This window comes from Rhodopseudomonas palustris (genome assembly GCF_003226555.1).
Lineage (GTDB): Bacteria > Pseudomonadota > Alphaproteobacteria > Rhizobiales > Xanthobacteraceae > Rhodopseudomonas > Rhodopseudomonas palustris_I.
This window is the reverse complement of the sequence record NZ_QKQS01000016.1, coordinates 172,291-199,128: the sequence shown is the minus strand read 5'-3', so window position 1 is coordinate 199,128 and position 26,838 is coordinate 172,291. Positions and strand designations below refer to the sequence as shown.

The 26,838-nt window shown below is 64.7% G+C and carries 27 protein-coding genes, 2 tRNA genes and 3 pseudogenes; 14 read left to right on the top strand and 18 right to left on the bottom strand.

Features of this window, described 5'->3' with window-relative positions:
* Window positions 1-563 precede the first annotated feature (563 nt).
* Window positions 564-657, top strand: a tRNA-Ser gene (locus DNX69_RS12010).
* A gap of 280 nt (window positions 658-937) precedes the next feature.
* Window positions 938-1,159, top strand: coding sequence for a hypothetical protein (locus tag DNX69_RS12005; protein WP_110786295.1), 222 nt, complete (start codon window positions 938-940; stop codon window positions 1,157-1,159).
* Between the two features lie 101 nt (window positions 1,160-1,260).
* Here the strand turns inward: DNX69_RS12005 and modB are convergent, their stop codons facing one another.
* Window positions 1,261-1,956, bottom strand: coding sequence for a molybdate ABC transporter permease subunit (gene modB, locus DNX69_RS12000; RefSeq protein ID WP_110786217.1), 696 nt, complete (start codon window positions 1,954-1,956; stop codon window positions 1,261-1,263).
* Window positions 1,957-1,962: 6 nt separating this feature from the next.
* Window positions 1,963-2,655 (bottom strand): molybdate ABC transporter substrate-binding protein, encoded by a 693-nt coding sequence (modA, locus tag DNX69_RS11995; protein WP_234826944.1) that lies wholly within the window; start codon window positions 2,653-2,655, stop codon window positions 1,963-1,965.
* A 173-nt stretch (window positions 2,656-2,828) separates the two neighbouring features.
* Between modA and DNX69_RS11990 the strand changes: the two genes are divergently transcribed.
* Entirely contained in the window at window positions 2,829-3,734 is a 906-nt protein-coding gene (locus DNX69_RS11990; RefSeq protein ID WP_234826954.1) for an ABC transporter ATP-binding protein, read from the top strand.
* Between the two features lie 305 nt (window positions 3,735-4,039).
* Here DNX69_RS11990 and DNX69_RS11985 read toward each other — a convergent pair whose 3' ends face one another.
* The 10 genes from DNX69_RS11985 to DNX69_RS11940 form a co-directional block, all read right to left on the bottom strand.
* On the bottom strand, window positions 4,040-4,801 hold the full coding sequence (locus DNX69_RS11985; RefSeq protein WP_110786214.1) for an SDR family NAD(P)-dependent oxidoreductase: 762 nt from the start codon (window positions 4,799-4,801) through the stop codon (window positions 4,040-4,042).
* 15 nt (window positions 4,802-4,816) lie between these two features.
* Window positions 4,817-6,556, bottom strand: a complete 1,740-nt coding sequence (locus DNX69_RS11980; protein ID WP_110786213.1) for a nitrilase-related carbon-nitrogen hydrolase — start codon at window positions 6,554-6,556, stop codon at window positions 4,817-4,819.
* 14 nt (window positions 6,557-6,570) lie between these two features.
* A complete protein-coding gene (locus DNX69_RS11975) occupies window positions 6,571-7,560 on the bottom strand; it encodes an acetamidase/formamidase family protein (RefSeq protein ID WP_110786212.1) in 990 nt (329 codons plus the stop codon).
* A gap of 24 nt (window positions 7,561-7,584) precedes the next feature.
* Complete coding sequence (locus tag DNX69_RS11970) at window positions 7,585-8,298, bottom strand: ABC transporter ATP-binding protein (RefSeq protein ID WP_110786211.1); 714 nt, start codon at window positions 8,296-8,298, stop codon at window positions 7,585-7,587.
* A complete protein-coding gene (locus tag DNX69_RS11965) occupies window positions 8,291-9,013 on the bottom strand; it encodes an ABC transporter ATP-binding protein (protein ID WP_011157964.1) in 723 nt (240 codons plus the stop codon). The genes DNX69_RS11970 and DNX69_RS11965 overlap by 8 nt, the downstream gene beginning before the upstream one ends.
* Complete coding sequence (locus DNX69_RS11960) at window positions 9,013-10,077, bottom strand: branched-chain amino acid ABC transporter permease (RefSeq protein WP_110786210.1); 1,065 nt, start codon at window positions 10,075-10,077, stop codon at window positions 9,013-9,015. Before DNX69_RS11960 ends, DNX69_RS11965 begins: the two co-directional genes overlap by 1 nt.
* 11 nt (window positions 10,078-10,088) lie before the next feature.
* Complete coding sequence (locus DNX69_RS11955; RefSeq protein ID WP_110786209.1) at window positions 10,089-10,961, bottom strand: ABC transporter permease subunit; 873 nt, start codon at window positions 10,959-10,961, stop codon at window positions 10,089-10,091.
* A gap of 117 nt (window positions 10,962-11,078) precedes the next feature.
* Window positions 11,079-12,317, bottom strand: coding sequence for an urea ABC transporter substrate-binding protein (locus DNX69_RS11950; protein WP_110786208.1), 1,239 nt, complete (start codon window positions 12,315-12,317; stop codon window positions 11,079-11,081).
* An 11-nt stretch (window positions 12,318-12,328) separates the two neighbouring features.
* Window positions 12,329-12,994: an ANTAR domain-containing response regulator gene (locus tag DNX69_RS11945; RefSeq protein WP_110786207.1), complete on the bottom strand. Its 666-nt coding sequence runs from the start codon at window positions 12,992-12,994 to the stop codon at window positions 12,329-12,331.
* On the bottom strand, window positions 12,991-14,148 hold the full coding sequence (locus tag DNX69_RS11940; RefSeq protein WP_110786294.1) for a transporter substrate-binding domain-containing protein: 1,158 nt from the start codon (window positions 14,146-14,148) through the stop codon (window positions 12,991-12,993). Before DNX69_RS11940 ends, DNX69_RS11945 begins: the two co-directional genes overlap by 4 nt.
* A 393-nt stretch (window positions 14,149-14,541) precedes the next feature.
* On the opposite strand from DNX69_RS11940, the gene DNX69_RS11935 reads away from it, so the two are divergent.
* Window positions 14,542-14,877, top strand: a complete 336-nt coding sequence (locus tag DNX69_RS11935; RefSeq protein WP_110786206.1) for a hypothetical protein — start codon at window positions 14,542-14,544, stop codon at window positions 14,875-14,877.
* Window positions 14,878-14,966: 89 nt separating this feature from the next.
* Here DNX69_RS11935 and draG read toward each other — a convergent pair whose 3' ends face one another.
* The 3 genes from draG to DNX69_RS11920 form a co-directional block, all read right to left on the bottom strand.
* On the bottom strand, window positions 14,967-15,845 hold the full coding sequence (draG, locus tag DNX69_RS11930) for an ADP-ribosyl-[dinitrogen reductase] hydrolase (RefSeq protein WP_110786205.1): 879 nt from the start codon (window positions 15,843-15,845) through the stop codon (window positions 14,967-14,969).
* 10 nt (window positions 15,846-15,855) lie between these two features.
* The gene (locus tag DNX69_RS11925; protein WP_234826953.1) at window positions 15,856-16,611 is read right to left on the bottom strand and encodes an NAD(+)--dinitrogen-reductase ADP-D-ribosyltransferase; all 756 of its coding nucleotides are present in this window, start codon (window positions 16,609-16,611) and stop codon (window positions 15,856-15,858) included.
* A gap of 192 nt (window positions 16,612-16,803) precedes the next feature.
* Window positions 16,804-17,808: an AraC family transcriptional regulator gene (locus DNX69_RS11920; protein ID WP_110786204.1), complete on the bottom strand. Its 1,005-nt coding sequence runs from the start codon at window positions 17,806-17,808 to the stop codon at window positions 16,804-16,806.
* A 443-nt stretch (window positions 17,809-18,251) separates the two neighbouring features.
* Here DNX69_RS11920 and DNX69_RS11915 point away from each other — a divergent pair.
* The 9 genes and pseudogenes from DNX69_RS11915 (at window position 18,252) to DNX69_RS11875 (ending at window position 24,474) form a co-directional block, all read left to right on the top strand.
* Window positions 18,252-18,341 (top strand) — tRNA-Ser (locus tag DNX69_RS11915).
* 1,190 nt (window positions 18,342-19,531) lie between these two features.
* Window positions 19,532-19,660 carry a hypothetical protein gene (locus DNX69_RS26785; protein WP_283809343.1) on the top strand — a complete coding sequence of 43 codons (129 nt, stop codon included), beginning with the start codon at window positions 19,532-19,534 and terminating at the stop codon, window positions 19,658-19,660.
* Entirely contained in the window at window positions 19,647-20,222 is a 576-nt protein-coding gene (locus tag DNX69_RS11905) for a class I SAM-dependent methyltransferase (protein WP_110786202.1), read from the top strand. Before DNX69_RS26785 ends, DNX69_RS11905 begins: the two co-directional genes overlap by 14 nt.
* Window positions 20,223-20,232: 10 nt before the next feature.
* A complete protein-coding gene (locus DNX69_RS11900) occupies window positions 20,233-20,892 on the top strand; it encodes a DedA family protein (RefSeq protein WP_110786201.1) in 660 nt (219 codons plus the stop codon).
* A gap of 239 nt (window positions 20,893-21,131) precedes the next feature.
* Window positions 21,132-21,998 (top strand): UDP-2,3-diacylglucosamine diphosphatase, encoded by an 867-nt coding sequence (locus DNX69_RS11895; protein WP_110786292.1) that lies wholly within the window; start codon window positions 21,132-21,134, stop codon window positions 21,996-21,998.
* Window positions 21,998-22,108: pseudogene (locus DNX69_RS26655) on the top strand (glycosyltransferase family 1 protein); the annotation flags it as partial. The gene DNX69_RS11895 and the pseudogene DNX69_RS26655, both read left to right, overlap by 1 nt.
* Before the next feature lie 10 nt (window positions 22,109-22,118).
* A pseudogene (locus DNX69_RS11885) lies at window positions 22,119-22,357 on the top strand (ATP-dependent DNA helicase RecG); the annotation flags it as partial.
* An 81-nt stretch (window positions 22,358-22,438) separates the two neighbouring features.
* Entirely contained in the window at window positions 22,439-23,113 is a 675-nt protein-coding gene (locus tag DNX69_RS11880) for a response regulator transcription factor (RefSeq protein ID WP_110786200.1), read from the top strand.
* The gene (locus DNX69_RS11875; RefSeq protein WP_110786199.1) at window positions 23,110-24,474 is read left to right on the top strand and encodes a sensor histidine kinase; all 1,365 of its coding nucleotides are present in this window, start codon (window positions 23,110-23,112) and stop codon (window positions 24,472-24,474) included. Before DNX69_RS11880 ends, DNX69_RS11875 begins: the two co-directional genes overlap by 4 nt.
* Before the next feature lie 147 nt (window positions 24,475-24,621).
* Here DNX69_RS11875 and DNX69_RS11870 read toward each other — a convergent pair whose 3' ends face one another.
* From DNX69_RS11870 to DNX69_RS26650, 3 genes are all read right to left on the bottom strand, one after another.
* Window positions 24,622-25,464, bottom strand: coding sequence for an alpha/beta fold hydrolase (locus DNX69_RS11870; protein WP_110786198.1), 843 nt, complete (start codon window positions 25,462-25,464; stop codon window positions 24,622-24,624).
* Window positions 25,465-25,712: 248 nt separating this feature from the next.
* Window positions 25,713-25,928 carry a hypothetical protein gene (locus DNX69_RS11865; protein ID WP_110786197.1) on the bottom strand — a complete coding sequence of 72 codons (216 nt, stop codon included), beginning with the start codon at window positions 25,926-25,928 and terminating at the stop codon, window positions 25,713-25,715.
* Window positions 25,929-26,065: 137 nt separating this feature from the next.
* Window positions 26,066-26,251 carry a hypothetical protein gene (locus DNX69_RS26650; RefSeq protein ID WP_234826943.1) on the bottom strand — a complete coding sequence of 62 codons (186 nt, stop codon included), beginning with the start codon at window positions 26,249-26,251 and terminating at the stop codon, window positions 26,066-26,068.
* A 153-nt stretch (window positions 26,252-26,404) separates the two neighbouring features.
* Here DNX69_RS26650 and DNX69_RS26645 point away from each other — a divergent pair.
* Window positions 26,405-26,818: pseudogene (locus DNX69_RS26645) on the top strand (LysR family transcriptional regulator); the annotation flags it as partial.
* Window positions 26,819-26,838: the final 20 nt, after the last annotated feature.

The window sequence follows — 26,838 nt, the reverse complement described above, 5'->3', positions numbered from 1 at the left end:
GGACTTAAGCGAACCACCTATTACGGGGCGACCTCGGGATGCCCCCCTCCGTCGCAGCACGACAATTACCTAACAGTGATGCACACGCAACAACGGAGCCATGCTCTGCGTCCGGTTTTCGGAGGGGTGTTGCACAAATAGCACTCACGCCCCCGTATCGACGGCCTCAACCTATTGTTTTGAAACGACCTTTTGAATCACACCGGACAGGTGATGCGGCGTTGCAGCACTGATGGAGAGTGGATGGCTCGCGCTCGAAAGCAAGAATCGGAGCCCTCGACGACTATTTTTCTGAGAATCGATTCCTTTCCCCGGGCGAATCCGAGCCCCCCTCACGATGTTCGGCACGGCCCTTTTGAAGCGACGCAGTGGAGCCGGTTGGGATCGTTCGACAACGCCTGTTCCTGAGCCCCCGTCCCTCCAGGCAAGACAAGGTCACAAGAGGAATGGCAGTCGGCCAGTCTACGAGATGACGTTTTCTCGTGCACAGACCCAAAGGTCGCGGTGCAATCCATGCAATCCTGCTTGCGAGCAGCCACCGTGTCGGGCATATCGAGCGCACCGGAGACGTGGCCGAGTGGCTGAAGGCGGCGGTTTGCTAAACCGTTATAGGGTTGTAAAGCCCTATCGAGGGTTCGAATCCCTCCGTCTCCGCCACCTCAAGATCCTGGAACTCCAGACAAAATCATGCACCAGCGACACCGGACGATGTGTCGCCCGATCGCGCGCTGAATTCGGCGGGCGAAAGGTTCGATTCGCTCGAATTCGCCGGCCGCCCGCGCATGGCGCATCGCCGCGCCGCAAGTTCATATCAAAAGATACGAGCACCACCTCGGGTCAGGCCTAGGGTAACGAACCGTGTTCCGACGCAGGAACAGCAGTGCCGTCAGAAGCCGTGCCGGGCGCTCAGGTGCTGGTTCGGTTCATCGGAGGTCCCTTGCCCTACAGAGCCTTTCTCGCCCGTATCCGACAGTTTTTCGACGGCCCAGACGAGCACCTCGACTTGATTGCGTCAGGCTTGGCCGGCGGCGAGCTGAGGCAGCCCGCGACACCGATGACCGATCAGGAATTGGCCGAGGCGATTCGCGAATTCCAGAAAGCGCCGCCTTCGGAGGATTCTTTGAAGAAGCTCGGCGCCAAGCTCACGCGCAGACAATAGAGGCGACCTGTCCCGACTCGGCTCGTCGGAACCGTTCGCCACCGCTCTGCACCACGCTACGGCGTCTCTTGCCGTCCGCCCGATCGCAAATTTGAGGTGGTTTAGGTCGGAGCCGTTTGCGCTCCCCGCCGCAGCAGAGCGAATACGACCAGCGAGACCATTCCAAGCACCGCCGAGAGCACCGCGGCGCGGCCATATTCGCCGTTGAACACGGCGTTGTAGACCTCCAGCGAAATCGTGTTGGTCTTGCCGACGATGTTGCCGCCGAGCATCAAGGTGATGCCGACCTCGCCGAGCGAGCGCGCGGTGCCGAGCACCAGGCCGGCGACGATCGCGCCGCGGATGTTGGGCAGGATGACGAACAGGAACGTCTCGAGCTCGTTGCGGCCGAGCGTCCGCGATGCTTCGCCGAGGCTGCGGGACACGCTGGCGATTGCCGCCTCGATCGGCTTCACCACCAGCGGCAGACCGGCAATTACCGAGGCCAGCAACACACCCTCGACCGAGAACACGAAGCTGAAGCCGAAGCCGGCGTCGAGCCAATGCCCGACCGGACTGCGACGGCCGAGCAGCAGCAGCAGAAAGAAGCCGAGCGCGATCGGCGGGAACACCAGGGGAATCGTGACCAGCGCGTCGAGCACGGTGCGTCCCGGCCAGGATCGCTGCGCCAGAGCCCAGCCGAGCAAGGTCCCGAGCACGATGTGCAGCACCAGGGTCGCCGCGGCGATCTTCAGCGACAGCAGCGCAGGCGCGATCAGCGCGGGATCGTGCAGCGCCTCGATCGCCGCGGCCAGCATCGCGGGTTACAGCCCGTGGCGCCGCAGAATGGCGCGGGCCTGTTCGGTGCCGAGGAATCGCACGAAGCCGTCGGCAGCCTTTGCGGCCGGCGCGCGCACGCCGCAGACGATTGCAGCCGGATCGTACAGCTTGCTGTCGACAGCCACATAGCCGCCGATATTGCCGGCCGCGCCGATCGCGTCGGTGGCGTTGATGAAGCCGGCATCGACTTCGCCGCTGGCGACGTAGCTCGTCACCTGCGGCACGGTGGCAACGGGGACGAGCCGCGCATCGATGGCCGTAGCCAAACCGCTGCGTTCGAGAAACTGCCGGCCGGCCTTGCCGTAAACAGCGCTCGCCTGATCCGGAACTCCGATCCGCTTGAATTCAGTGCCCGCGAGGTCTTCGGGCTTCGACAGCGTCAGCCCCTTGCGATAGGCGATCACCAGCCGTCCCATGCCCAGCGGCGCGATCTGCGAAAAGCCGAAGTCCTTGGCCTTTTGCAGCACCGCTCTGTCGCCGCAGACCAGCGCGATCTGATTGCTTTCGCGCGCCTGGGCCAGCACCTGGCCCATATGGCCGTACACTTGCAGCAGTTTGTCGCCCGACTGCTTCTCATAGGCCGCCGCCAGTTCGGCGATTGGACGCCGATAGCCGGCGCCCGCGGCCAGCGTCGTCTCGTCCGCTCCCGCCGGCGCGACACACGACAGCAACGCCACGCCTATCGCCGCAGATCTGACCGACCATTCCATTGCAATCCCCCGCCCTTGGATTCGCTCGCCGACGTCTGGCTAGCAGAGCCGCCCATCGTTGTATATTTCACTATATAACGATCTCGACTGGTGGTGAGGCAATGGACTGCGGAGCCGACGACATTGAGCTGCGCGTGCGCATGCCGCTCTCTGGACCAGCAGGACCATTCTGGCTCGATGTCGATCTTGCGATCGCAGCCGGTTCGCTGCTGGCGATCGCAGGTCCTTCGGGTGCCGGCAAGACCACCCTGCTCCGTGCCGCCGCCGGATTGGCGCGGCCGGCGGAGTGCCGGATCCGGGTCGGAGCCGAACTGTGGTGCGATAGCGCCACGCGGGTTCACCTGCCGACGCGCAAGCGGTCGATCGGTCTGGTGTTTCAGGATTACGCGCTGTTTCCCAACATGACGGTGCGGGGCAATGTCGAATACGCGATCGGATCGCGCAGCCGCCCATCGGAGGTCGACGAGCTGCTCGATCTGGTCGCGCTCGACCGTCTCGCTGACGCTCTCCCGGGTCGCCTGTCCGGAGGCCAGAAGCAACGACTGGCCCTGATCCGGGCGCTGGCGCGCCGGCCGGCGCTGCTGATGCTCGACGAGCCGCTGTCGGCGCTCGATCCGTCGATGCGCAAGAAGCTGCAGGACGATCTGCTGCGGCTGCATCGCCGCTTCCGCACCACCACGCTGCTGGTCAGCCACGATCCGTCCGAGATCCTCCGCCTCGCCGATCGCGTCGTCCGGATCGAGCACGGCGGGGTGGCGTTCGACGGCACGCCGACCGCGTCACTGGTCGGCGCAGCGGGCAGCGATCCGTTGATTGTCACCGGCATCTATCTTGGCGAGTGCGACGCCGGCGGTGCCTGCTCCGTACTGATCGACGGCCGGAAGCAGCGGCTACATCTGTCCGACGCCGCCGACCTGACTATCGGTGAGCCGGTAACGTTGCGGATCGACGGAGCCGTGGTGCAGCGAACCGCGCCGGAACACGATGATCGCCTCAACGGTCGTCCGGCTTCGGCGGCGGCTGCGCCGGAGCTTCCTCACATTTGACCACGATCTGAAATACGCCGTCACATTGCGGGCACGTGTAGTCGCGAAGCTCGTAGCCCTCGACCAGCGGGCGCGCACGCAGCAGCTCGGTCGCGGATCGGCAGATCGCGCAGTTACTGCTGTTACCCGGCACCGCGTCCCCCACCATCCCGGAATCGCGGTTGTATGCCCGATCTGCGGGCCGCGTTGCAACCGATCAGTACGCGGCCTGCTGTTGTTTCGTCGTCATGACCTAGCGATGGTAATGGAACCCGGCGTCATTCCATCCTGCAGAAATTAATCTACGCCTTTCGACTCGTCACTGATCAGAACTGCACCCCGCGGGTGAGCGCACCGTCGACCACAACGTTGGTGCCGGTGATGAAGCTGGCGGCACGGCTGGCGAGGAACACCACCGCATTCGCCATCTCCTGCGGCGTCCCCATCCGTCCAGTCGGGTTGAGCGCCAGCGCGGTGTTGTAGAGATCAGGGTTGCCGTTCTTGATCTGCTCCCACACCCCACCTTCGAAATACGTATTGCCGGGCGAGACGGTGTTGGCGCGGATGCCCTTGCCGGCGAGCTGATAGGCGAGCCCTTGGGTGTAGTGGATGATCGCAGCCTTAAAGGTGCCGTAGGGGCCGGCGGCAAAGTCGATCTCGCGCCCCGACACGCTGGAGACGGTGACGATCGCCGGCTGCTGACTCTGCTCGAGATGCGGCATCGCGGCGTCGACCAACCGCACCGTGCCCATCATGTCGGTGGCAAAGCCCTTGGCCCAGCTCTCTTCGTCCGAGCCGATCGCCAGCGCGCTGACGTTGGCGACCACCACATCGATGCCGCCGAGCTTGGCCGCCATGTCGGCGACCCAGGCCTTCAGCGCCGGGCCGTCGGACACATCGACCGCGCCGCCGAATGCCGACACGCCGGTCGCCTGCAGCGCAGTGACCGCGCTGTCGACTTCGGCCGCATTGCGCGCGCACAACCCAATATGCGCACCTTCCGCCGCGAAGGTCTCGGCGATCGCACGGCCGATGCCCTTGGTGCCGCCGGTGACCAGTACCTTGGCGCCCTTCAATCCCAGATCCATGCTCGCTCCCCTTGGTTAGTAGTTGCCGGCGACGGCTTGCACCAGCGGCCGATAGCTGTGCGGCATTCGCATCGCCACCAGATCCTTCCGCCGCACCACGTTGGTCGGATACACGCTGTCGAGATTGGAGGTGTCGATCGTCGCGGTGGCGACGCCCTCCTCGCTCCCGATCAGCGCCTCGCGGCGCGGAAATTCGAACGTGTCCGGCCCGAACACGCCGCTCAGTCCCGGATAGCCGCGCGACGCATCGGCCACGTTGGCGAAAGCGAAGAACACGTTGTTCTCGCCGGCGCGGACGCGGAAGTGATGCCAATGATGCGGGTCGGGACCGGTCGGGATCGGTGCCGGCTGCCCGACGCTCGTCCCCGCATGCGGCGTGCTGAACCGGGTCGCGATCGCCGCCGGGCACGCGATGATGTCGCAGCCGCGCAGCGCCAGCACGCGGCCGGCTTCGGGAAACATCGCATCGTGGCCGATCAGCAGGCCGATCCGGCCGAGTGGCGTATCGGCCACGATGAAACTGTCGCCGGGCTTCGCCCAGCTCCGCTCGTCCTCGGTGAGATGCGTCTTACGATAGGTGGTGATGGTGCCGTCCGGCGAGATCAGCAAAGCGCTGTTGTACAGCATCTCGCCGTCACGCTCGGCGAGGCCGCAGACGAGAAACAGCGACAGCTCGCCCGCCAGCGCCGTGAGCCGGTCGGTGGCGGCGCTCGGCACGCTCACCGCTGTGCCGACTGGATCGTCCAGTCCAGTCAGGCTCAGCTCGGGAAACACCACCATCTCGGCGCCGGCGGCCTTCGCCTGTCGCGCCAGCGTCGCAATCCGATCGAGATTGGCGTTGATGTCGCCGCTCGGGGCGAACTGCGCGGCGCTGAGCCTGGAGCGCTTGCCTTTCGGCCACGGCTCGTGGCCGTACAGGCCGAAGAAGTCGTACGGATTCCAACTGAAGGTGCCGGTCAGCAGCTCCGGATACAGCTCCGGCCGCCGCTGCCGGAACACCGCCTCGCCGCCGATCCGCCGCGCCCGCGCGGCTTCGAGGTCGATGTCGGCGAACGCCACGCCGTCACCTCCATCGATCACGGTGGCGATGCTGGCATCCGGTGCGATCACACAGCTTCCGCCAGAGAACTGCACGGTCCGCTCCAGCCCCCAGCGATTGCTTTCGATCACGTAGCAGGAATTCTCGAACGCCCGGCTGATCCAATACGGCGCAGGCGTGCGTTCGGCCAGCCAGTTGGAGATGTGGCAGATGATGTCGGCGCCGCCCAGCGCCATCAGCCGCGCGGTCTCGACGAAATGGATATCCATGCAGATCAGGAGCGAAATCCGCCCGATCGGGGTGTCGAACACCTGGTTGTGCAGATCGCCTGCCGCCGACCATTTCGGCTCCGAGATATAAGGATGCGTCTTGCGGTGACGCCCGATCAGTCCCTCCGGGCCGATCAGGACGGCGGAATTGAAATAGATGCCGTCCTCATCGACTTCCGGAAGGCCGACGACGAAATAGCAATCGTGCTTGCGCGCCAGCGCAGCGAACCGCGCCGTGGTCGGCCCCGGGATCGGCTCGACGAACGGCGCCACTTCGGAGCGGTCGTACCAGCAATAGCCGGTGGTGCCCATCTCCGGGGTGACGATCAGTTTGGCGCCCCCTACCGCGGCCTCCTCGCACAGCTCGAGCAGGCGCGCGACGTTGCGCTCCTTCTCGGCCATGACCGGTTCGAACTGGACGGTAGCGACCTTCAGCAATTGCGACATCGTCGTCGCTCCCCTCACACCAGGAACGACTTCTTGATCGACGCGCCGAGCGTGTATTTCGGATCGACCATGTTGCCGAGCCGGACGCGCCCGGCCTGCGTCAGCAGCATATAGGCGTCGATCTCGTCGAAACCGTAATCCGCCGCCATCCAGCGGCACAGCTCGCGATAGGCGATGCGCGCGGCATCCTCCATCGGGCGCGCCGAGCCGATCGTCATGATGAAATCCTTGGTCTCCAGCCGCGGCCAATGGATCGGCCAGCCCTTGATCAGATCGATCTGCACCGTGGTCACGGTCGGGTGCTCGATCGCGACGCCGCAAAGTTCGCCGTCGCCCTGCGCGGCGTGGCAGTCACCGAGATACAGCAGTGCGCCCGCAGTATTAACCGGCAGATAGATGATGGCACCGACGCCGACGTCGGGCAGATCCATGTTGCCACCGTAATAGTCCGGGACCAGCGACGAGATCGCTTCGATCTCCGGCGAAGTGCCGATGGTGCCGATGAACGGCTCATAGGGCAGCGTGATCTTGTCGTTCCATTTGGTGCCGTGCTCGGCGGTGATCTCGAGCTTCTTCACCCGCTCCGGCAGCGGCGGATTGAGCAGCGCGGTATTGCCGGTGCCGACCAGGCCGCCGAATTCGGGCATCACCACCGTCGTGCCGCGCGGCTGCGGTCCACGCGGCACGATGCTCTCGATGTACACCGCCAGCGTATCGCCCTTCTCGGCGCCGTTGACCCAGATCGGGCCGTTCTGCGGATTGAGGAACGGGAAGTTCAGGATCTTGGAAGGGATGTCGGTCTCCGACTTGATCGCCCCCTCGAACGCGTCGTGAGTCTCGGCGGCCACCACCGCGCCGGGATCGACGGTCAGCACCTTGTCGAAATACGGCCCGTAGACGTAGTGATACTTGCCCTGCTCCGCCTCGGTGAGGGTGTGGGTGGTGCCGCGAACGCCCTTGGCGACGCCTTTGCGCGCCATGATCGATTCAGTCTGCCAGGCCATGTTGGTCTCCTTTGTTGAATTCAGTCACACCGCAAGGTGGCGGCGCATTTCGGCCTCGTCGTCGAGCGCTGCGCGGTCGAGGTCGGCAACGATCCGGCCCTTGTCCATGACGTAGCAGCGCTGCGCCATCGCCCGGATCATGTCGAGATTCTGCTCGACCAGGATGATGGTGACGCCGGTCTTGGCGTTGAGCGCGACCATGTCGCGGGCGATCTCCTGAACGATGTTCGGTTGAATGCCTTCGGACGGTTCATCGAGCAGGATCAGCTCGGGATCCGCCACCAGCACGCGCCCGATCGCGAGCTGCTGCTGCTGGCCGCCGGACATCGTGCCGGCGCGCTGGCTCCAGCGCTCGCCGAGGATCGGAAACGTCTCGATCACCTCGCGGCGCTGCTGCTCGGTGAGCCGGCCCTTGATCGAGGCGCCGACTGCGATGTTCTCAGCGACGCTGAGCCGCGGAAATACGTCGCGGCCCTGCGGCACGTAGCCGATGCCGAGCCGCGCCCGCTTGAACGCCGGCAGATGCTCGATCAGTTCGCCGCGGAACACGATCGAGCCGTCCATCGCCGGGATCAGCCCGATCAGGCTCTTCATCAGCGTCGACTTGCCGACGCCGTTGCGGCCGATCACCGCGATGATCTCGCCTTCCCGGACCTCGATCTCGAGGCCTTGCAGCACCGGCTTGCCGCCATAGCCGGCCCGCAGTCCCACGGTGTTGAGGATGACTTCCTTACGCATGGTGATGAGCCTGCCCGAGATAGATCGCCGCGACCCGCTCGTCGGCGACGATGTCGTCGATCGAGCCCTGTGCGAACACCTGACCGAGATGCAGCACGGTGACGCGCTGCGCGACCTGGCGGACGAACGCCATGTCGTGCTCGATCGCCAGCACCGTCATGCCTCCGGCATTGAGCCGCTTGACCATCTCGCCGGTCTGGAACGTCTCTTCCGGCGACATCCCCGCGGTCGGCTCGTCGAGCAGCAGCATCCGCGGCTTCAGGCTGGTCGCCATGCCGATCTCCAGCCACTGCTTCTGACCGTGGCTGAGATTGCCCGCGGTCTGCTTCTGCTCGGCTTCGAGGCCGAGAAACGCCAGCAACCGATCAATCTCCTGATCGAGCTCGGCGCCGTGCCGCGTCCGCTGCAGCGCAATCTCGAGGTTCTGCCGCACTGACAGCCCCTTGAAGACGCCGGGCACCTGAAACTTCACCGAGAGCCCGCGCGCGATCCGCGCAAACGACTTGAGCGCCGTGATGTTCTCGCCCGCGAAGAAGATCTCACCGGAGCCGGGCGCGTATTCGCCGAGGATCAGCCGGAACAGCGTGCTCTTGCCGGCACCGTTAGGACCGATCAGGCAGTGGATCTCGCCGGTCTCGAACGACAGGTTGACCTGATTGGTGACGTGCAAGCCGCCGAAATGCTTGTTCAGGCCACGGAGTTGCAGCAGCGCCATCAGTTCCGTCCTCCCTTGGCGCGGGCGACGAGCCGGCCGATCACGTTCATTGCTCCCAGCACCAGGCCATTCGGCGCAATCAACACGGTGAGCACCAGCAGAAGCCCCATCACCACCAGCGCGTATTGGCTGCCGTAGATCGTCAGGGCCTGGAAACCGGCAAGCACCACCAGCGTGCCGACCAGCGTCGAGGTCAGGTCGCTGCGCCCCCCGACCGCCACCCAGATCAGCGGCAGCGCCGCCGACGTCATGCCCATGCTCGAAGGCGTGATGTACTGGCCCCAGGCGGTGTAGAGCACGCCCGATAGCCCGGCGAGCCCGGCGCCGATCACGAAGTTGATGAGCTGATACTTGCGGATGTCGTAGCCGAGCATCTCGGCGCGCTCCGGATTCTCCCGGATCGCCACGATGACGTTGCCGAACGACGAGTTCACCAGGATGCGCAGGCCGAGATAAACAACAACCACCAGCGCCAGGACCAGGTAGTACAACCCGACATCGGCGAACAGCACGATCGGCCCGTCGAACCAGGGAATGGTGATCGGCGGCATTCCGCTCATGCCGTTGAAGCCGTTCAGCCGCGCCGCGCCGATCCGCCATTCCGGTCCGGCGGTCTGGGCCATGAAGCGCTCCAGCATCAAGGTCACGGCGAGCGTGACGATGCCGAGGAACACGCCTTCGATCCGGCCGAAGAACATGAAGTAGCCGAGCAGCAGCGCCACCACCGCGGCGATCGCGATCGCCGCCAGCACCGCGACCAGCGTGAAACCGTACGCCGCGCCGAAGTTCAGCGTCAGGATGCCGTAGCTGTAGCCGGCGATGCCGAAGAAAGCGGTCTGGCCGAACGACAATGCACCGCCGTAGCCCCAGATCAGGCAAAGGCTGAGCGCAATAAACACCCATACGAAGAAGTACGCGGTATTGCCGACGGTGTAGCCGTCGCTGAACATCGGATAGGCAAGCGCGCCGAACAGCGCCAGCACGAACACCGACCAGAACAGCTTGCCGCGACCTTTGGTCTGCGGGCCCTCGAGCCGGCGGAAGAGAGAGATCAATCCGTTCACCCTCGCCTCCCTCAGGTCCGTTCGCGCAGCAGGAAGCCGGAGATGCCTTTCGGCAGCACCCGGACCACGATGATCACCGCGACCAACAGGCCGATCTGGCCGAACAACTGGCCTTGCCAGGAGGTCATCGCCGACTTCACCACCGCGAGCACGGCAGCAGCCGGCGCGGTGCCGAGGAAGACGTCGGCGCCGCCGATCACCACGGTGACGAACGCCTCCATCAGGAACGTCGCGCCCATCGTCGGCACCAGCGTCATGGTCGGCGCGTACAGTCCCCCAGCCAATCCGGCGAGCCCGGCGCCGCAGGCGAAGGTCAGGCTGTAGATCCAGCGGGTGTCGACGCCGAGCGCATCGGCCATGTGCGGCACCTGGATGGTGGCGCGTGCCTTGACGCCGAACGACGTCCAGTTGAACACCGCATACAGCGCCCCGAGCACGCCGAGCGCGGCCAGGAACAGCACGATCCGATAGATCGAATAGGAATAGGCGCCGACCTGAAAGCTGCCGAACGGCGTTCCGACCCCGGCCATGGTCGAGCCGATCACGATCAACGTGCCTTGGGTGGCGATCAGGCTGAGGCCCCAGGTGGCGACGATGGTGTCGAGCGGGCGTTCGTACAGATGCCGCACCACCACGAACTCGACCAGCATGCCGACCAGAGCCGAGACCAGCGCCCCGGCCAGGATGGCGAGCGGCAGCGGCAGTCCGGCGTGCGCGGCAGTTGCGGTGACGTAGGCGCCGCACATGATGAACTCGCCATGGGCGAGATTGATCACGCCCATCATGCCGAAGATGACGGCGAGCCCGCAGGCCGACAGCACCAGAAAGGCGAAGGCGTCGGCGAATTGATACAGCGCCGCGAAGGCGAAGGTGGCGATGTCCATCTGACGTCCAGCAAGGTGGCGTGGAGGGCCGCGGCACGAGCGACGGCCCGACGAGGAACAGAGACGCGAGAGAGTCCGCTCCGGCGCGTCAGGGTGCGCCGGAGCGGCCCGCCGCACTTACTTGGGCGGCGGATTCGACGGCGTGTATTGCGCCATCGGATCCTTCTTGGTCAGGTCGCAGCCGGCATCGCCCAGCCAATACGGCTTGATGTCCGGCCAGACCTTCGGGAAGTCGATCGAGTGATCGGCATTGACGTGCGCGAGATAAATGGTGTGCGACATGTGCTGGCTCTTGGGGTCGATGCAGACCTTGCCTTCCGGCGCATCCATGCAGACGTCACCCTGCGCGATCACCTTGCGGATGTCGTCGCGCTTGGTCGACTTCGCCCGCTCGACCATCTGCTTGTACAGATAGACCGCGAGGTAGGAGTTCTCGGCTTCCTGATTGATGTACGGTTCGTTCGGGAACTTGGCCTTGAACTTGGCGACGAACTCCTTGCTCTTCGGGCTGTCGATTTCCTCGATGTAGTTGGTGGTGACGTACATGTCCTTCAGGCTCGGCGGCTTGAAGCGCTTGTGCTCGTAGCCCTGGCCGACATTGACCGAGGACGCCATCGGCAGGTTGACGTTGGCGGACGCCGCCTGCTCGTAATAGGAAGCCTGCGCGGTGCCGACCAGCAGCGTCACGATGAAGTCCGGCTTGGCCTTCTGGATGTTCTGGATGCTCTGCGAGAACTGCGACACGCCGAGCGGGATGAACTCCTCGCCAACCATTTCGCCGCCGTTCTGCTTGACGATGTTGCGCACCCACTCGGCCGAAATCTGGCCGAAATTGTAGTCGGCGGCCAGCGTGTAGACCTTCTTGCCGTACTTCTCCATCATCCAAGGGATCAGCGTGGAGAACTGCTGCTCGGGTACGGCGCCGGTGACGATCATGTGGCCGTCGCAGACGCCGCCTTCGTACTGATTGTTGTAGAGCGCGAAGCCGTTGAGCTGATCGACGATCGGCCGATAGGCTTCACGCGACGCCGACGAGAATCCGGCGAAGACCGCGTCGGCCTTGTCCTTCTGCAGCACCCGCCGCATGAATTCCTGGTAGCGGGTGTTGTCGGACTGGGTGTCGTACACCACCAGTTCGAGCGGGCGACCCATGATGCCGCCGGCCTTGTTGATCTCGTCTGCGGCGAGCTGGATGGCGTGGACCTTGCCGATCGTCGCCACCGCGAAATCTCCCGACTGATCCTCCAGCACGCCGAGCTTGATCGGCTTCTCCGCGGCCAGCGCCGCGCCTGACGCGAGGACGAGCGTCCCCGCGAGGACTGCGGCATGCAGTCCCCGTAACCCAGTTCCGGTCATGTTGCTGTCTCCTACATCGCTCGTTTGTCGCCACGGTGCAGCGGCGGGTCGCCGGTGTGGCCAGTCGAATCGGGCGGCCTCGCCCGTCGGCTCAGCAGATCCTCGCAATAGCTCTCCAGGCTCTGCCTCACGCGCATGCTCTCCCGGCGGATTTGGTCGTAAGCGCCGTCCTCGTCGAGGCCGCTGTCCCGCATCCGCTGGACCACGGCGCGCAGCACGGCACGACGGCCGCGACGGCGCTCCTCGAGCGTCTGCAGGCGCTCCTGCATCCCGCCACGCAGGAGAAATTGGTTGATGCCCATGAACAGCGCCGAGTACACGGCGCCGCCGTGCACCGGCTTGCGCAGAAACGCGGTGGCGCCGAGATTGACCAGCGCCTTCAGCCGGCTCGGCGCTTCGACCCCGACCAGTCCGATCACCGGCACCGGCGGCAGATGCGACAGCGGATTGAGCTCGACCGCCAGCACGCCGTCGAGGTCGCCGTCGACAAACAGCATGTCGCGATCCGGCTGCAGCGATGCGAGATCGAGCTGAGCCCGCCCGTCGACGATCGGCGCGGCCTCGCAAGTGACGCCGAGCTTGGCCAGCGTCGGCTCCAACGCGCCTTCCCTGCCCGTGCGCTCCATCACCAGAAGCGCACGGCCGCCCTTGAAGTTCTGAACCGGTCGAAAGGTCATGACTTCACCAGCCTCAACAATGGGGAACGCATGGCGGCGGCGAACCGCGGCGAGGTTTGCACCAGATACGGATCGGGTGCGATCGGCTCGGGAGCTTCGAGCAGCACTTCGAATTGGCCGGCGGCGGTGGAACGTCCGATCCGCGGCGTCAGCCATGCGTGATAGGTCTGCGGGTCGATCCGCACTTCGCCCTGCGGCGCGATCAGGCGCTGATCAGCGACCGCCGCGCGCACAGCGGCAGCCTCGTCGGTGCCGGCCTGCTGCAGAGCGGCCGCGAGCAGCTTGACCGCGATGTAGCAGGCCTCGGCATCCGCCGAAGGCGGTGTCGCGCCCGCAAACTTCTCGGTGTAGGCGCGGATGAAGGCGCCGTTGACCGGACCGGTGAGCGACGCGAAGTACACGCTCGACGACAGATGCCCGTCGACCGCATCGGCGCCGATCTCGGCCAATTCCGGTTCCGCCAGCGTGCAGCTCGCCACCGGGATCTCGGCAGCCTGGTCGATGCCGCGCGCGCGGCATGCGGCACGGAACGCGCGGAAGAACGCATAGGCGCTGGTGCCGATCAGATTGTTGAAGACGAAGTCGGGGCGCTGCTCCAGGACCGCCGCGACAACGCGGTCGACATCGGTGTCGCCGACCGGAAGATAGCGCTCGGCCAGCACCGTGCCGCCCCGCGCAATCAGCGCCTCGCGAAAAATCCGGTTGTTCTCCCACGCCCAGATGTAGTTCGAGCCGATGCAGAACGCGCGCTTGCCGTGCTTGGCGACGAGATAATCGACCAGCGGCAGCACATGCTGGTTCGGCGACGCGCCGGTGTACACGACGTTGTCGGAGCTCTCGAACCCTTCATAATGCGACGGATACCACAACAGGCCGTCGTGCTTCTCGAAGCACGGGATCACCTCTTTGCGGCTCGACGACGTATAACAGCCGATCACCTGGCGAACGCCCGACGCCAGCAGGTCGTGCGCCAGCGCGCGATACTGCGACAGGTCGCCGCCGGGATTGACGATGACCGGCTCGATCTCCGGCCCGTTGCCGCTCGCCGCAACCTCACTGAGCCCGAGCATCGCGCCGTTGAGCATGGTGCGGCCGACCGCCCCGTAGGAGCCGGTCGTGGAAAACATCACACCGATGCGCAGCCGATTCGTCATGCCCGTGTCCAAAAACAAAAAGCGCCCATCGGCTGTCGAGCCGAGGGCGCCTTCGCCACCAACCAAACGCGCCTGCATCAGCGCGGTGTCGGAAATGGTTCAAAACTCTTTGCGTCTCAGGGCTTATTTGCCCAACGCTTGGTAGTTACGGTCGTCGAGTTCCTACTTCAAGTCAAGCGCATTGTTGATGCGAAACCTGCCGCTTTTCCCGCCTCAGTGCAGCAAATTGATGCAATGCGATCAGCAGCAGCGAGATCACTTCGCGTGCGAACAGAACACCTTGGTTCGCAACCTCGCCCAAGCACTTGCGGTAAATTCAATTTCGAATGCAACCGCCGCTTCTCTATCTAAACCCAGGGTGGTAGAGGACCTGCGGCGATCGCGGGGGCCGACATGACTGGCAATCTTCAAGGATTCTACAAGGCAGAATTCGAAACGGCGCGAAAGAAGTCTCACGGCGTGATCTTTCTCCGCGACGGCAAGATCCAGGGCGGCGACTCCACCTTTCTGTACGTCGGTGCCTATTCGCAGAACGGATTGACCGTCACCGGCCATCTGCGCGGCGTTCGGCACTCGTCGGATCATTCGCGACTGTCGGTATTCGGGATCGAGCCATTCGAGGTGGCGTTCGACGGCGTCGCCAAGGACGGCTATGTCGCAATCGAAGGCTACGCCCATGAGACGCCGGGTCTGCCGATGAAGGCCATCCTGACGCGTATCGGCGATTAATGCGCACGCCGGCGGGGCCGGCGGGCCTCGTCAAGTTGGTATCAGAGCAGTGGCCACGGCCGCCAAGCGGAAGTCCGTCCAGCAGTCCGTTACCCGGCCAGAGCCAACAGCTTCGGCACCTGGCCGCGGATTGCGCTCGCGACGTCGCGGTCGAGCTTCTCGAGCCAGCGTTTTGGGATTGCAGCAAGTCCGTAGGTGGCGCCTGCGAGCATCCCGGCGAGCGCACCGGTGGTGTCGGCATCGTCGCCCTGATTGACGGTGGCGATCAAGCAATCGGCGAAGCTGTCGGTCGAGAAATAGTAGTGCAGCACCGTCTGCAGGGTATCGACCACATAGGCGGTGGCGGGGCCGCGATACGGCGTGAAGCCGAAATTGCGGTGCGCCCGCACCAGATCGTCCGCGATGGCGCGGGCGCCGCTTCGCCCCTCGCCGCCCAGCAGCACCTGCAGCATCTGCACCAGGGTCAGCGCGGCAGCGTCCGACAGCGGATGATGGTGGGTGACGTGCGCTTGCGCAATCGTCCAGGCCTCGGCCTGCTCCGGCCGGCCGAAAGTGGCGAGTGCCAACGGCAGGATCCGCATCGCGGCGCCGTTGCCGGCATCGCCTTCAAAATAGCTGCCCTGCATCTCGCCGGTGGTGATGTAGCGGCGAATGCCGCGACGGCAGGTGCTGCCGACGTCGACGGGACCGGTCTTCAGCCAGGCGGCGAACTCCGCGCACAGATCGGGCAGATCGAGACCGCCGCAGCGGATCAGCGAACGGCCGAGCGCGAGCGCCATCTCGGTGTCGTCGGTCACCTGCCCGGGCTTCAGCCGCAGCCAGCCGCCGCCCGAGATGTCCTTGTGGACGCCGTAGCGCGCCGCGATCTCGGACTTGGTCATGAACTCGACAGTGGCGCCGAGCGCGTCGCCGATCGCAAAGCCCAGATAGGCGGCGAGCGCTCGGTCCTGCAGGCTCGGCGAGGTCATCAGCGTCCTTTCAGAAGTAGCTCGCGGTGACGCGATAGTCGCCGCCGATCACCAGATACTCGCCCTCGCCCTTGAGCGGATGCGCGGCCAGCAGCCGGTTGAAGAACAGGATCTTCGACACCGGCACGCGCACCGTCAGGATGGTGTCGCCGAAACAATCGGCGATACCGCGGTCGGAGGTGAACGACGTGAGGTTGTTGAGCCGGATGATGCAGTGCCGCTTGTCGAGCCGCTCGACGATCTGATGCTCGTCGAAGCCATTGACGCCGCGATACAGCGTGACGTGGGTGCTGCCGACGGCGGCGAAATGCGTCAGCGCCCACTGGCAGAATTCATAGAGCAGATCGAGCTGCACGAAGATCGCATTGTTGTGGAAGCGGCTCGACATCTTCTGTTCGACGTACATGGTCCACACCGGGCTGGCGATCCGACGGATCGGCTCCTTGTGGAACGTCGGAAACAACCCGAAGCGACTCTCCACCCAACCCTTCAGCACGGCGCCCTCGGCGCCGTTGCTGTCGAAGCCCCAGCCCTTGATCAGATCGAGATAGGACGAGCGGAAGCGGCGGCCATCGCGGCTGCGGACGCGCTGCTCGGCGTCGATCCCGAACAGCGCCGCCATGTAACAGCCGAAAGCCTCGCCGGCTTCGGCGAGGTCGCGCGCCTCGCCCAGCATCTCGAACAGGCTGGGATTCATCTCGCGCACGCCGGCGATGTGCAGCGGCACCGGCGCATCGTTGAAGCCAACGCCGGTGAGAAACCGCATCGGCACGCCGACGAGGTTGCTGGAGTGCCCGATGCTGCCGTCTTCGCTCACCTTGGCCGGCTCTGCCGCTCCCGCGCCCGCATGCGGCGCGCCCCGATCGATCGTCCTGACGCCGACATGGTTAGCCAAGACCGCGCCGCCTGCCTATGCGCAACTCGACGGAGCGCGGCAGCCGGCGGTTCGAAACACAGCTCAGCGACGGCGCGACAACGTCTCGGACGGCAGCTCGCCATGACGGCGGCGATAATCGTTGGCGAAATGGCCGAGGTTGACGAAGCCGCAGGCGAACGCCACCGCCGTGACCGAGCGCGCCGGCTCGCCCGATCGCAGCATCTCACGGGCCTTGTCGAGCCGCACCGCTTTGGCGAACGCCATCGGCGAATAGCCGCGGTGCTTCTGGAACGCCTTGAACAGGCTGCGAACGCCGACATTGGTGACGGCGGCGAGATCGACGATGGTGATCGCCTTGTTCCACGACGCCTCGATGAACTCCTCGGCGACACGGACATAGTCCGGAGCGGTGTCGGGCGCGTCGCGCTCGAGCTGGCTGCTGTAATTGTGCCGTGTCACGCTGAGGAACGACACGGTCAACGCCTGCTGCATCTCGCGCAGCATCGCCGGCGGCAGCGTCGGCGCAGCCGGATCGAGGTGGCGGGCGACGTGCAAAGCCAGATCGCGCAGCGCCTGCGCCCCGCGCCCCTCGCTGTGCAGTTCCGGGACGAAGGCCAGCTTGCTGCGCGGCTGGACGCCGAGTAGCGCCTCGAGGGCCGCAGTCAGGGTCGCAGCGGTGATGCGCAGGATCATCTGCCGGTAGTCGGTACCGAATTCGAGCCGTGCCGGGGTGCCGGCCGACGACACGCACCAATTCTGCGGATCGAGATCGACGCTGGCCGCGCCGGCAGACGTCCGGCTGCTGCCACGCAGCGCGATCTGCACCCGGGCGAAATCGGTCTCGCCGAACTCGGCCACGGCCGAGCCGGCATAGGCGCAGAACCCCAGCCCGACGCCGTCGAACGATACGTAACTGCCGAACCCCTCGAAGCCGTCCGCATCCGCCTCGAAATTCGCCGCGCCGTAGACCGACAGCATCGCCTCCCTCATCGCTTCAGGATCACGGGTGTGGACGACGGGGGCGCGGTTGAGGGGATAGCTGTTCGGGTCGGCGTTCAGGCGAACGTCAAACTCGGGCTGGCGCATTCCAACGGACTCGCTTCACGAGGATTCTGGTCGCAGGAACTTGGGGCTGGCATCGGCGACGATTCTGTCAGCCTAACGCGACACTCCCCGCGGCACTGCTCAAGATCGGCACGCGCTCGCTCGGTAAGCGCACCATCTGGCGGATCAGGACGCGGCGATGGTGGGAACAGCCATGGTCAAGGCGCTAGGTCGGCTCCCCGAGCCGACAGCGAGGCGCCCGCAGGATCTGCCGTCCCGCCGTGCTCCCCCAGCCTAGTCGGATTGATCCGCCGAGCCCCGATCGATCGCCCGAGCGGCCCCCGCGCATCACGGCTCAGCCGCGACGAGCCACGCCAAGCGTTGACCTGATCGAGCAATCCACCCTAAACAAGCGACGCGGACGACGCGACGGCCGTCGACGGCGGACCGACCTCCGCCCCGGCAATCCGGCCAGCGCCCGATCCGGAAGGGTGGCCGAGTGGTTTAAGGCACCGGTCTTGAAAACCGGCGTGCCCGCAAGGGTACCGTGGGTTCGAATCCCACCCCTTCCGCCATAGATCGTTGATTGTATTTTGCAAAATCAGTTGACGGGTGAGCGCGGGTTCTACAGCCATACGGCGAAAGTGGGTTTCAACCTGCAACAATTTTTCTCTTGCCGGCCCCTCACAGCGACTTTCGCGGCGGGCACCGCTTCGATCTAAAATCGTTACACGGCTTCCAACAGCAAGGTTCCCGGCTACTGCGCGACCGCACCTTGGTACCGCCAGCCGCCGATTCCGCCCACCTTGCCTCCTGAAGGACGTTCACGACCTTCTCGACCCGGCACCGGCGGCACCCATGGATACGAACGACGCCTCGAGGGGTTGCCCCCTCCACGGACCATGCCGGCGCCTATTCGTGCTGCTCAATGCCGCCCTCGCGAGCGGAAGGGTCGATCGCGAATTTCACCGCCGTCCTAGTTGGAAGGCGCGTTGCGCTCGGTGCCGGATGTGGAACGCCACCATCGGAGTCGCCTGCCCCGGTGGCTCGAATAACGGCCTCCCTCCACAACGTCGGATAAGTTCATGCCTCGCTTCACCGGCACCCCTTCGACAGCCACCGGACCATAATGCTGGTTCACGGCGGCGCGGCGATTGAAGCCCCCTCCCACTACACCGGTGATCCCAACATTCCTAGCGGGATCCGGTTACATGCGGAGACGCGAAGACCCTCTGTCGCGTGGCCAAGCCTAACAGCCCCGTTTCGCTCGTTGCGGCAGCAGCAATAGCCATCAACCCAGAGGCCGGCATCATCGCCTCGATAGCTTCGTTATGGAATTCCGACCATGTCCAGGCCTTGGCATCATTCCGGTTAGCGTCCTTCTCGCAGGCGTCCTCGCAATTGCCCTTCCCGATAAATCGCCTCGGCAACAGACAGGTTCAACCTTGATCGACAAGTATGTCATGTCGCGAACGCTGCTCGCAGCGCAGTGACCATTTCCGGCAGATCCTCCACCAAACGGATTCGCATTCGCAGCCCCCTTCTCGCGTCCCCGCCGCATCGCGAGCGTTGACCTGATGTCTCATTCATTGCGGCAACCCTACGGCGACTCCGGCGAACTCGTTGCTGATGATTTTCTCCGTGGCACGCGTCGGCGACAGGCTAGCGCAATGTTTGCGTGAGACTGAAGGCCACTTGTCGGGCCTGGCTTCATCATCCTGCTACGCCGGACACCGCTGCTCGACCGCGACGGAGCCGTCCGCTTTTGACGGCGGCGATCCGCAGCACCGAAAGAGCCGAACTGAAAGAGAAATACATGACGTCATTGGCAACTCATCACCGCATCGCCGTTCGTACCTTTATTGTCCGGGAGATCCAGCATGTCGACGACTGACATCCTGCCATTCTTCCGAGCGTGGATTCGCAATCCGCTTCGCGTCGCCGCTGTCGCCCCGTCGGGCTCGGCCGTTTCATCACTGATCGTGCAGGGGATCACGTCCAAGACCGGCCCCGTCATCGAGCTCGGCCCCGGCACCGGTGTGTTCACCCGCGCACTACTCGAGCGCGGCGTCAGACAACAGGATCTGACACTTGTCGAGTACGGCTCCGAATTCATTCCGCTGCTGCAGCGACGCTTTCCCGGAGCTCGCGTACTGTGGATGGATGCAGCCTGGCTGCACCGAGAAGAGCTGTTCGAGGGCGCCCCGGTCGGTGCCGTCGTCAGCGGGCTCGGGCTGCTGACAATGTCGCAAGAGAAAGTTGTCGAGATCCTCCGCGGCGCGTTCTTCTATCTCCGTCCGGGCGGCGCCTTCTATCAGATCACCTACGGCCCGCATTGTCCCGTGGCCGACGCGATCCTGGACAATCTCGGCCTGCAAGCAACCTGCATCGGGAAGACCTTTCGCAATCTGCCGCCGGCTTCCGTTTACCGGATCAGCCGCTGCCCCTTACGTTGATTGAAGCACCATGGACAGCTCGAACACAATCACACTTTTCCTCAGCTTCGGCCTGCTGGGTGTTGGCTGCCTGGCAGTCGCTGAGAAGTTCATCCCGCTGTTTCCGTCCTATGTTCTGCTGATGCTGCTCGGCCTGACAATCGCTGACGGCACGACGCTCGCCATGACCATCATGGCGACAAGCATCGGATCCGTGGTCGGGGCAATCGGTTGGTACGGCATCGGCCGTGCGTTCGGTTCGCAGCGTATCGAGGGACTGGTGACACGCTATGGAAAATACGTGTCGCTGCGTCTCTCGCTCTATCGCCGGCTCACCGACGCTTATCGCGGCAATCATTTTTGGGTGACGGTGATCGGCCAGACTCTGCCCGTGGTGCGGATTTATCTGGCTCTGCCGGCCGGTGTCCTGCGAATAGAGCCGCGCGCCTTCGCCGCTGCCGCCGCGATCGGCACCTTGCTCTGGAACACACCGTTTCTCACGCTAGGCTATGCGCTCCGCGGCAGCGGCTACGATCCCGTCAGCATCGGCTTCTGGGTCGCCATAGCTGTGATCACCATCGAGGCTACGATCATCCTGGGGATCCGCCTCTATAGGCAGTCGATCGCGTCGCCGCGTCCTGCGCTACCACGTGCAGTCGCTGCCCCCGTGAACGCCGAGGAGTTTGCATGAGCCCCCTATTTTCCCGCTTCAAACCCGGCTCCTACGCGCTCGAGCAATTGTTGGCCGCGGTTCTGACCCTGCTCGCCAGCCTTCAGTTCGGCGTCGCGGCGTCCGAAGGCCGGCATCGCGGCGCTCAGCTCGCGCTGCTCATTGCTGCCGTCGGCGTCTATTGGCATCGCTCGATTTTCAGACGGCGCGCCAGTCGTGACGTGACGAAGGTCGTCGCGGGCCTAGCGGAAGCCGCGGCGATGACCTTTCTGCGCGAGCACCGCGACGAGGATCGGGAGGCGCAGCAACCGGACGCGGCCAGCTCCTTGCCCCAGGATGTCATCAGGGTCAGGAGCCTGTTCATTTCCGACGTCCACCTCGGGACCAGAGGATGCCAGGCCGATCGGCTGATCGACTTTCTCCGCCACCATGACGCCGAAACCGTGTTCTTGGTCGGCGACATTGTTGATGGCTGGTGTCTGAGGTCGGGCTGGTACTGGCCGACGGCGCACAATGCGGTCGTGCAGGAGCTGGTCGACCTCGCGCGCCGGGGCAAGCGCATCGTCTATGTTGCCGGCAATCACGACGAGTTCGCGCGCCGCTATGTCGGCTCGGCGTTTGGTGGCCTCGAAGTCGTCGATTATACACTCCACCGCGGTCTCGATGGGCGCGACTATCTCGTCGTCCATGGTGATCATTTCGATCTCGTGGTGCGGCACGCCCGCTGGCTCGCTTTGCTCGGCGATGCCGGCTATCGTGCAGCGTTGTCTTCCAACATCTGGTTGAACAAGATCCGAAGCCGTTTCGGGCTCGCCTATTGGTCGTTCTCGTCCTGGGCGAAGTTACGGGTCAAGAATGCGGTCAACCACATCGGCCATTTCGAGGACGTGCTGTCGTCGGAAGCGGCGCGCCACCACGCTCAGGGCGTGATCTGCGGACACATCCACCACGCCGCCATGCATGACGATTTCGGCGTCCGCTACATCAACACCGGCGACTGGGTGGAATCCTGCACCGGAGTCGTCGAGCATCATGACGGTCGCTTCGAGATCGTCAAATGGACCGAGGCGCCACGCCCGACGCCGAGCGACACGGACGTGGTGCCATTCGCAAAAGCGGTGGCGTGATGCGCGGGCTTGTCGCAACAGACGCCTGGCGTCCGCAGGTCAACGGCGTGGTTCGCTCGCTCGAATATCTCGCCAGCGAAGCGCCCTCCCTCGGAGCTGATATCGGCTTCCACATCGAACGAGGAAGACCTCAAGCTGCGTGGCGAAGGCGACGTGCTCGGCACCCGTCCGTGCGGCCTACCCGGCTACCGGATTGCGCACTCCGAAGTCCACGGCCAGTTGATCACGCAGGCACGCGACGAGGCGTTGCGGAGTCTCAAGGACAATCCGAAGCTGACCGGTCAGAGCGGTGAGGCGCTGCGTACCTGCTTTATCTCTACGAGCGCGACGAGGCGTTGCCGCTGCTGGGCACCGGATGAGCCGTTGGTTTCCGCGCGCGCAAGGTTGACGCAATGTTCGCCGAATAGACCGAATCCCGATGAGGTCGGAAGGATTCTGCTGTGCGTGTACTCCTGGTGGAGGACGAGCCCGAAATGGCGGCGGCGTTGGCCGGCGCCCTGCGGAACCACGACATGGTGGTCGACCGGGTCGCGACGCTCGGGCTGGCCTCAGAGGCTCTGATCGACAACAGCTACAGTGCGATTCTGCTCGACCGCCAGCTGCCCGACGGCGACGGGCTGTCGCTCATCCCCACGCTGAGAGCGAAGGGCCTGATGACGCCCATCATCGTGCTGACGGCGCGCGGCGACCTCGCCCAGCGCGTCGCGGGGCTGGATAGCGGCGCCGACGATTATCTGGGCAAGCCATTTGCCATCGCTGAACTGCTTGCCCGGCTGCGCGCGGTGCTGCGCCGGCCGAGCGGTCTGTCGGAGGAGATTCTCAAGCTGGGCCGCCTTTGCTTCGACGGCGCCCATCGCCAGGCCAGCGTCGCCGGCGTCGACCTCAATCTGCCGCGGCGCGAGTTGCTGGTATTGGAGGCGCTGTTGCGACGGTCCGGGCGAACCGTCGCCCGCGAAGCGCTGGTCCACGCGGTCTACGGCTTCGAAGATGACATCCAGTCGAACGCACTGGACACCCACATCTCGCGGCTGCGCCGGAAACTGATCGACGCCGACGCCGGCGTCGAGATCCACACCATTCGCGGCATCGGCTATCTGATCAATCGCTTACCATGACGACGCGTCCGCGCACCTCGCTGCGATGGTTATTGGTCCGCCGCCTCGTCGCGCTGCAGGCGATGGTGCTCGCGATCCTGACGGTCGCGTGGATCGGCACGTTGTGGGCTGGGGGCTTTGTGGTGCCGCCCGAGCCTGAAGACCAAACCATTGATGCGATCAGGGATGCGGTCGCGCGCGACGAGTCGGGCGGGCTGACCCTCAGGCAGACGCCGATGTTGGCAAGGCAGTTCGCTGCGATGCCCGAGCTTTGGTTTCTGGTCAGAGACAAATCCGGGCATTCGATCTCGCGCGGCGAAGTGCCGGCCGAATTTGCCCGGATTGGCGATGCCCTCGACGCGGTCGGACAGGCCCGCCTCGGCTGGACGATCGGCGATGCGCCACGTGGCGGAGCACGGATGCGCTGGATCGACGCGCCGGGCGGCCCACTCCAGATTCTGGCCGGCGCCGGCGGCACGGTGCCCTGGCATCGGTTTGCCGGCGTCGTCGCCGCGCTGATGGCCAGCATCATTCTTCCGGTCACCGTCGTGATGGCACTGGCGACGCTGATCGCGACCCCGATGGTCGTGCGTCGCTCGCTGGCCGGCCTCGCAACCGCCGCGGCTGAGGCCGAGGCGATCGATATCGACCGGCGCGGCACCCAGCTTCCGCTCGATCTGGTGCCGAGCGAGATCGTGCCGTTGGTGCGCGCCGTCAACGATGCGTTGCGACGCCTCGACGAAGGATTGGAACGTCGCGAGTTGTTCCTGGCGAACGCCGCCCATGAAGTGCGAACGCCGATTGCGATTCTGCAGACCCGTATCGAGTCGCTCGATCTCGGCCCGCAAACGGCGCGGCTGCTGGAGGATATGAAACGGCTGTCGACCCTTGCCGACCAGCTTCTGGACGTCGAACGGCTGGGACAAACCGCCGCGCCGTGGGGGGCCGTCGACCTTGTCGACATCGCCCGCCGCACCACCGCGGACCTCGCCCCGCTCGCCATCGCTGCAGGCTACGAGATTGGATTCGAAAACACAGTCGATGTGCTCACGATGCCGGGCGACGAAGGAGCCCTGGAGCGCGCAATTGCCAATCTGATTCAGAACGCAATCCAATACGGCGGCCGCCGCGGCCGCATCCTGGTTCGCGTCAGCGCATCGGAGCTGTGCGTGACCGATGAGGGGCCGGGCGTGCCGATCGGCGATCGCGAGCGCGTGTTCGAGCCGTTCTATCGTGTGAGTCCCGGCACGCGCGGCGCCGGACTCGGTCTCAACCTGGTTCGCGAAATCGCGCGGTTGCACGGTGGCCGCGTCGAAATCAAGGATAGTCCGACGGGAGCCCATGTCGCGATCATGTTCGGCGCGCGCTCACGCCTTCGCTAGACGACGTCGCCTATACGGCCTCCGGGGGGCCACAGCAGCGATTATCTCGGCATGCAATTGCAGTACGGTTGGTAGGAGCCAGGTAAAACGCAACGGCCCGGCGCGACGACGTGTCGGGCCGGGCCGCTGCTTGGTTGCCGCGGGGCCTTATTCCTTCACGAACGCCAGCAGGTCGGCGTTCAGCACGTCGGCATGGGTGGTGAGCATGCCGTGCGGATAGCCCGGATAGGTTTTCAGCTTGCCGTTCTTCAGCAGCTTGACCGACAGCTTCGCGGAGTCCTCGATCGGCACGATCTGGTCGTCCTCGCCGTGCAGAACCAGCGTCGGCACGGTGATGGCCTTCAGGTCGTCGGTCTGGTCGGTCTCGGAGAACGCCTTGATGCCGTCATAGTGGGCCTTGGCGCTACCCATCATGCCCTGGCGCCACCAGTTGTTGACGACGCCCGGCATCGTCTTCGCATCGGGTCGGTTGAAGCCGTAGAACGGCCCGGCCGGGACATCGAGGAAGAACTGCGCGCGGTTGCCGGCGAGCGCCTTGCGGAAGCCGTCGAACACTTCGATCGGCAGGCCGCCGGGGTTCTTCTCGGTTTTCAGCATCAGCGGCGGCACGGCAGACACCAGCACGGCCTTGGCGACGCGGCCCTGCGGCTCACCGAACTTGGCGACGTAACGCGCCACTTCACCGCCGCCGGTCGAGTGACCGATGTGCACCGCCTTCTTCAGATCGAGATGCTCGGCGACGGCTGATGCGTCGGCCGCGTAGTGATCCATGTCGTGTCCGCTGTCCACCTGCGACGAGCGGCCATGGCCGCGGCGATCATGAGCGACCACGCGATAGCCGTTCGCCAGGAAGAACAGCATCTGCGCGTCCCAATCGTCGGACGATAGCGGCCAGCCGTGATGAAAGACGATCGGCTGAGCCTGCTTCGGCCCCCAATCCTTGTAGAAAATGTCGACGCCGTCCTTGGTCTTGACGAAACCGCTGCTCATTCCATGGTCTCCTTGTGAAGGTCGCTGAGGGTGGGCTGTCTGGGCGATGGCGGTGGCAGGAAGAAGAGCGACGCAGGCGGCGCCCACGATCGCGTCGGGATATGTGGAGAGCGCGGGGTTCCAACGCTCGCGAAGGCCGCGCCACATCTTCGTGATCAGGGACGCTCATCGTCGGTCTCCCGTCGATAAGTCTCGCGGCGAAGCTGGTCCGCTCGCGCTCCTGGCGCGCGCTCGGTGGCGGCCTGCGGCTATCCGTAGGTCGCGAATGGATTACAGCACGGGAAGTCCGTGCTCTTGTCGTTTTCCTGCGGTGAATTGAACGATATCGCCATGCCGCACCGACGGCCAATCTGGGCCTCTAGCAGTCCGCCGGAGAACTGCTTGGTGTCTTCAAGAAACGCCAGCCGCAGGCCGACCCGATCCGGGTCAACCGAGCGCTCGTTCAGTTCGCGATGGAAGCTCATGGCGAGATCTCCAGCGAAGCGATCTTGTCGCCGTCGATCCGAAACCGATAGCGCAGGTCGATCGGGCTGCCGGGAAAATTGCCTGTGACACGGCACGTCACGATAGTCGCCCCGAGCGCGGCTTCTCCCGCAATCGGCTAAACGGTGAAGTCGTACTTCGCCGAACTCTCCGTCAGCCAGCGCGAGATGGCGGCGACGCCGACATAACTGTGGCCTTCGTCTTTCACCACGGCATCCTGAGCAAACAGATCAGCAACGCCGTCGCTGCGCCGCCCATGGGCGGCGAGATAAGCGGCGATCGGGGACGGCAGGTCGAGTTGCATGATGTTATTCCTTTTCGATGTCTGCATCGAACGAGACCTCGCGACGTCGCGGAATCGGCGGTCGCCTGGTTTGCGCGCGAGCCTGATCTAGCGATGGACAATCATTTCGGTAAGCAGATAGAATAAGGATGACACGTTGCGAAAATCAGGATAATGCCGCGGGCCTCTCTGCAAGATCTCGAAGCGGTGATCGCCATTGCGCGGCGCGGATCGTTTCGCGCAGCCGCCCTCGATCTCGGCATCTCGACCACGGCACTCAGCAACGCGATCAGTAAGCTCGAGGCGAGCCTCGGCGTCCGTCTGTTCAAGCGGACGACACGCAGCGTCTCGCTGACGGACACCGGGCAGCTCTTCGTCGGCCAAACCGGCCCTGCGCTGCAGGACATCAAAGCTGCGATCGAAACGGCGAGGTCTCGGCAGGCGACGCCCTCGGGCACGCTGCGGATCAACGCCTTTGCAATGGCTGCGCGGGAGATCCTCTCGCCCCTGATCCTGGAATCTCTCCGCCGATATCCCGACGTTCACATCGACCTCGTCACCGAAGGGCGGTTGGTCGACATCTCGAAACGTAGGTCGGGGGTGTCCTC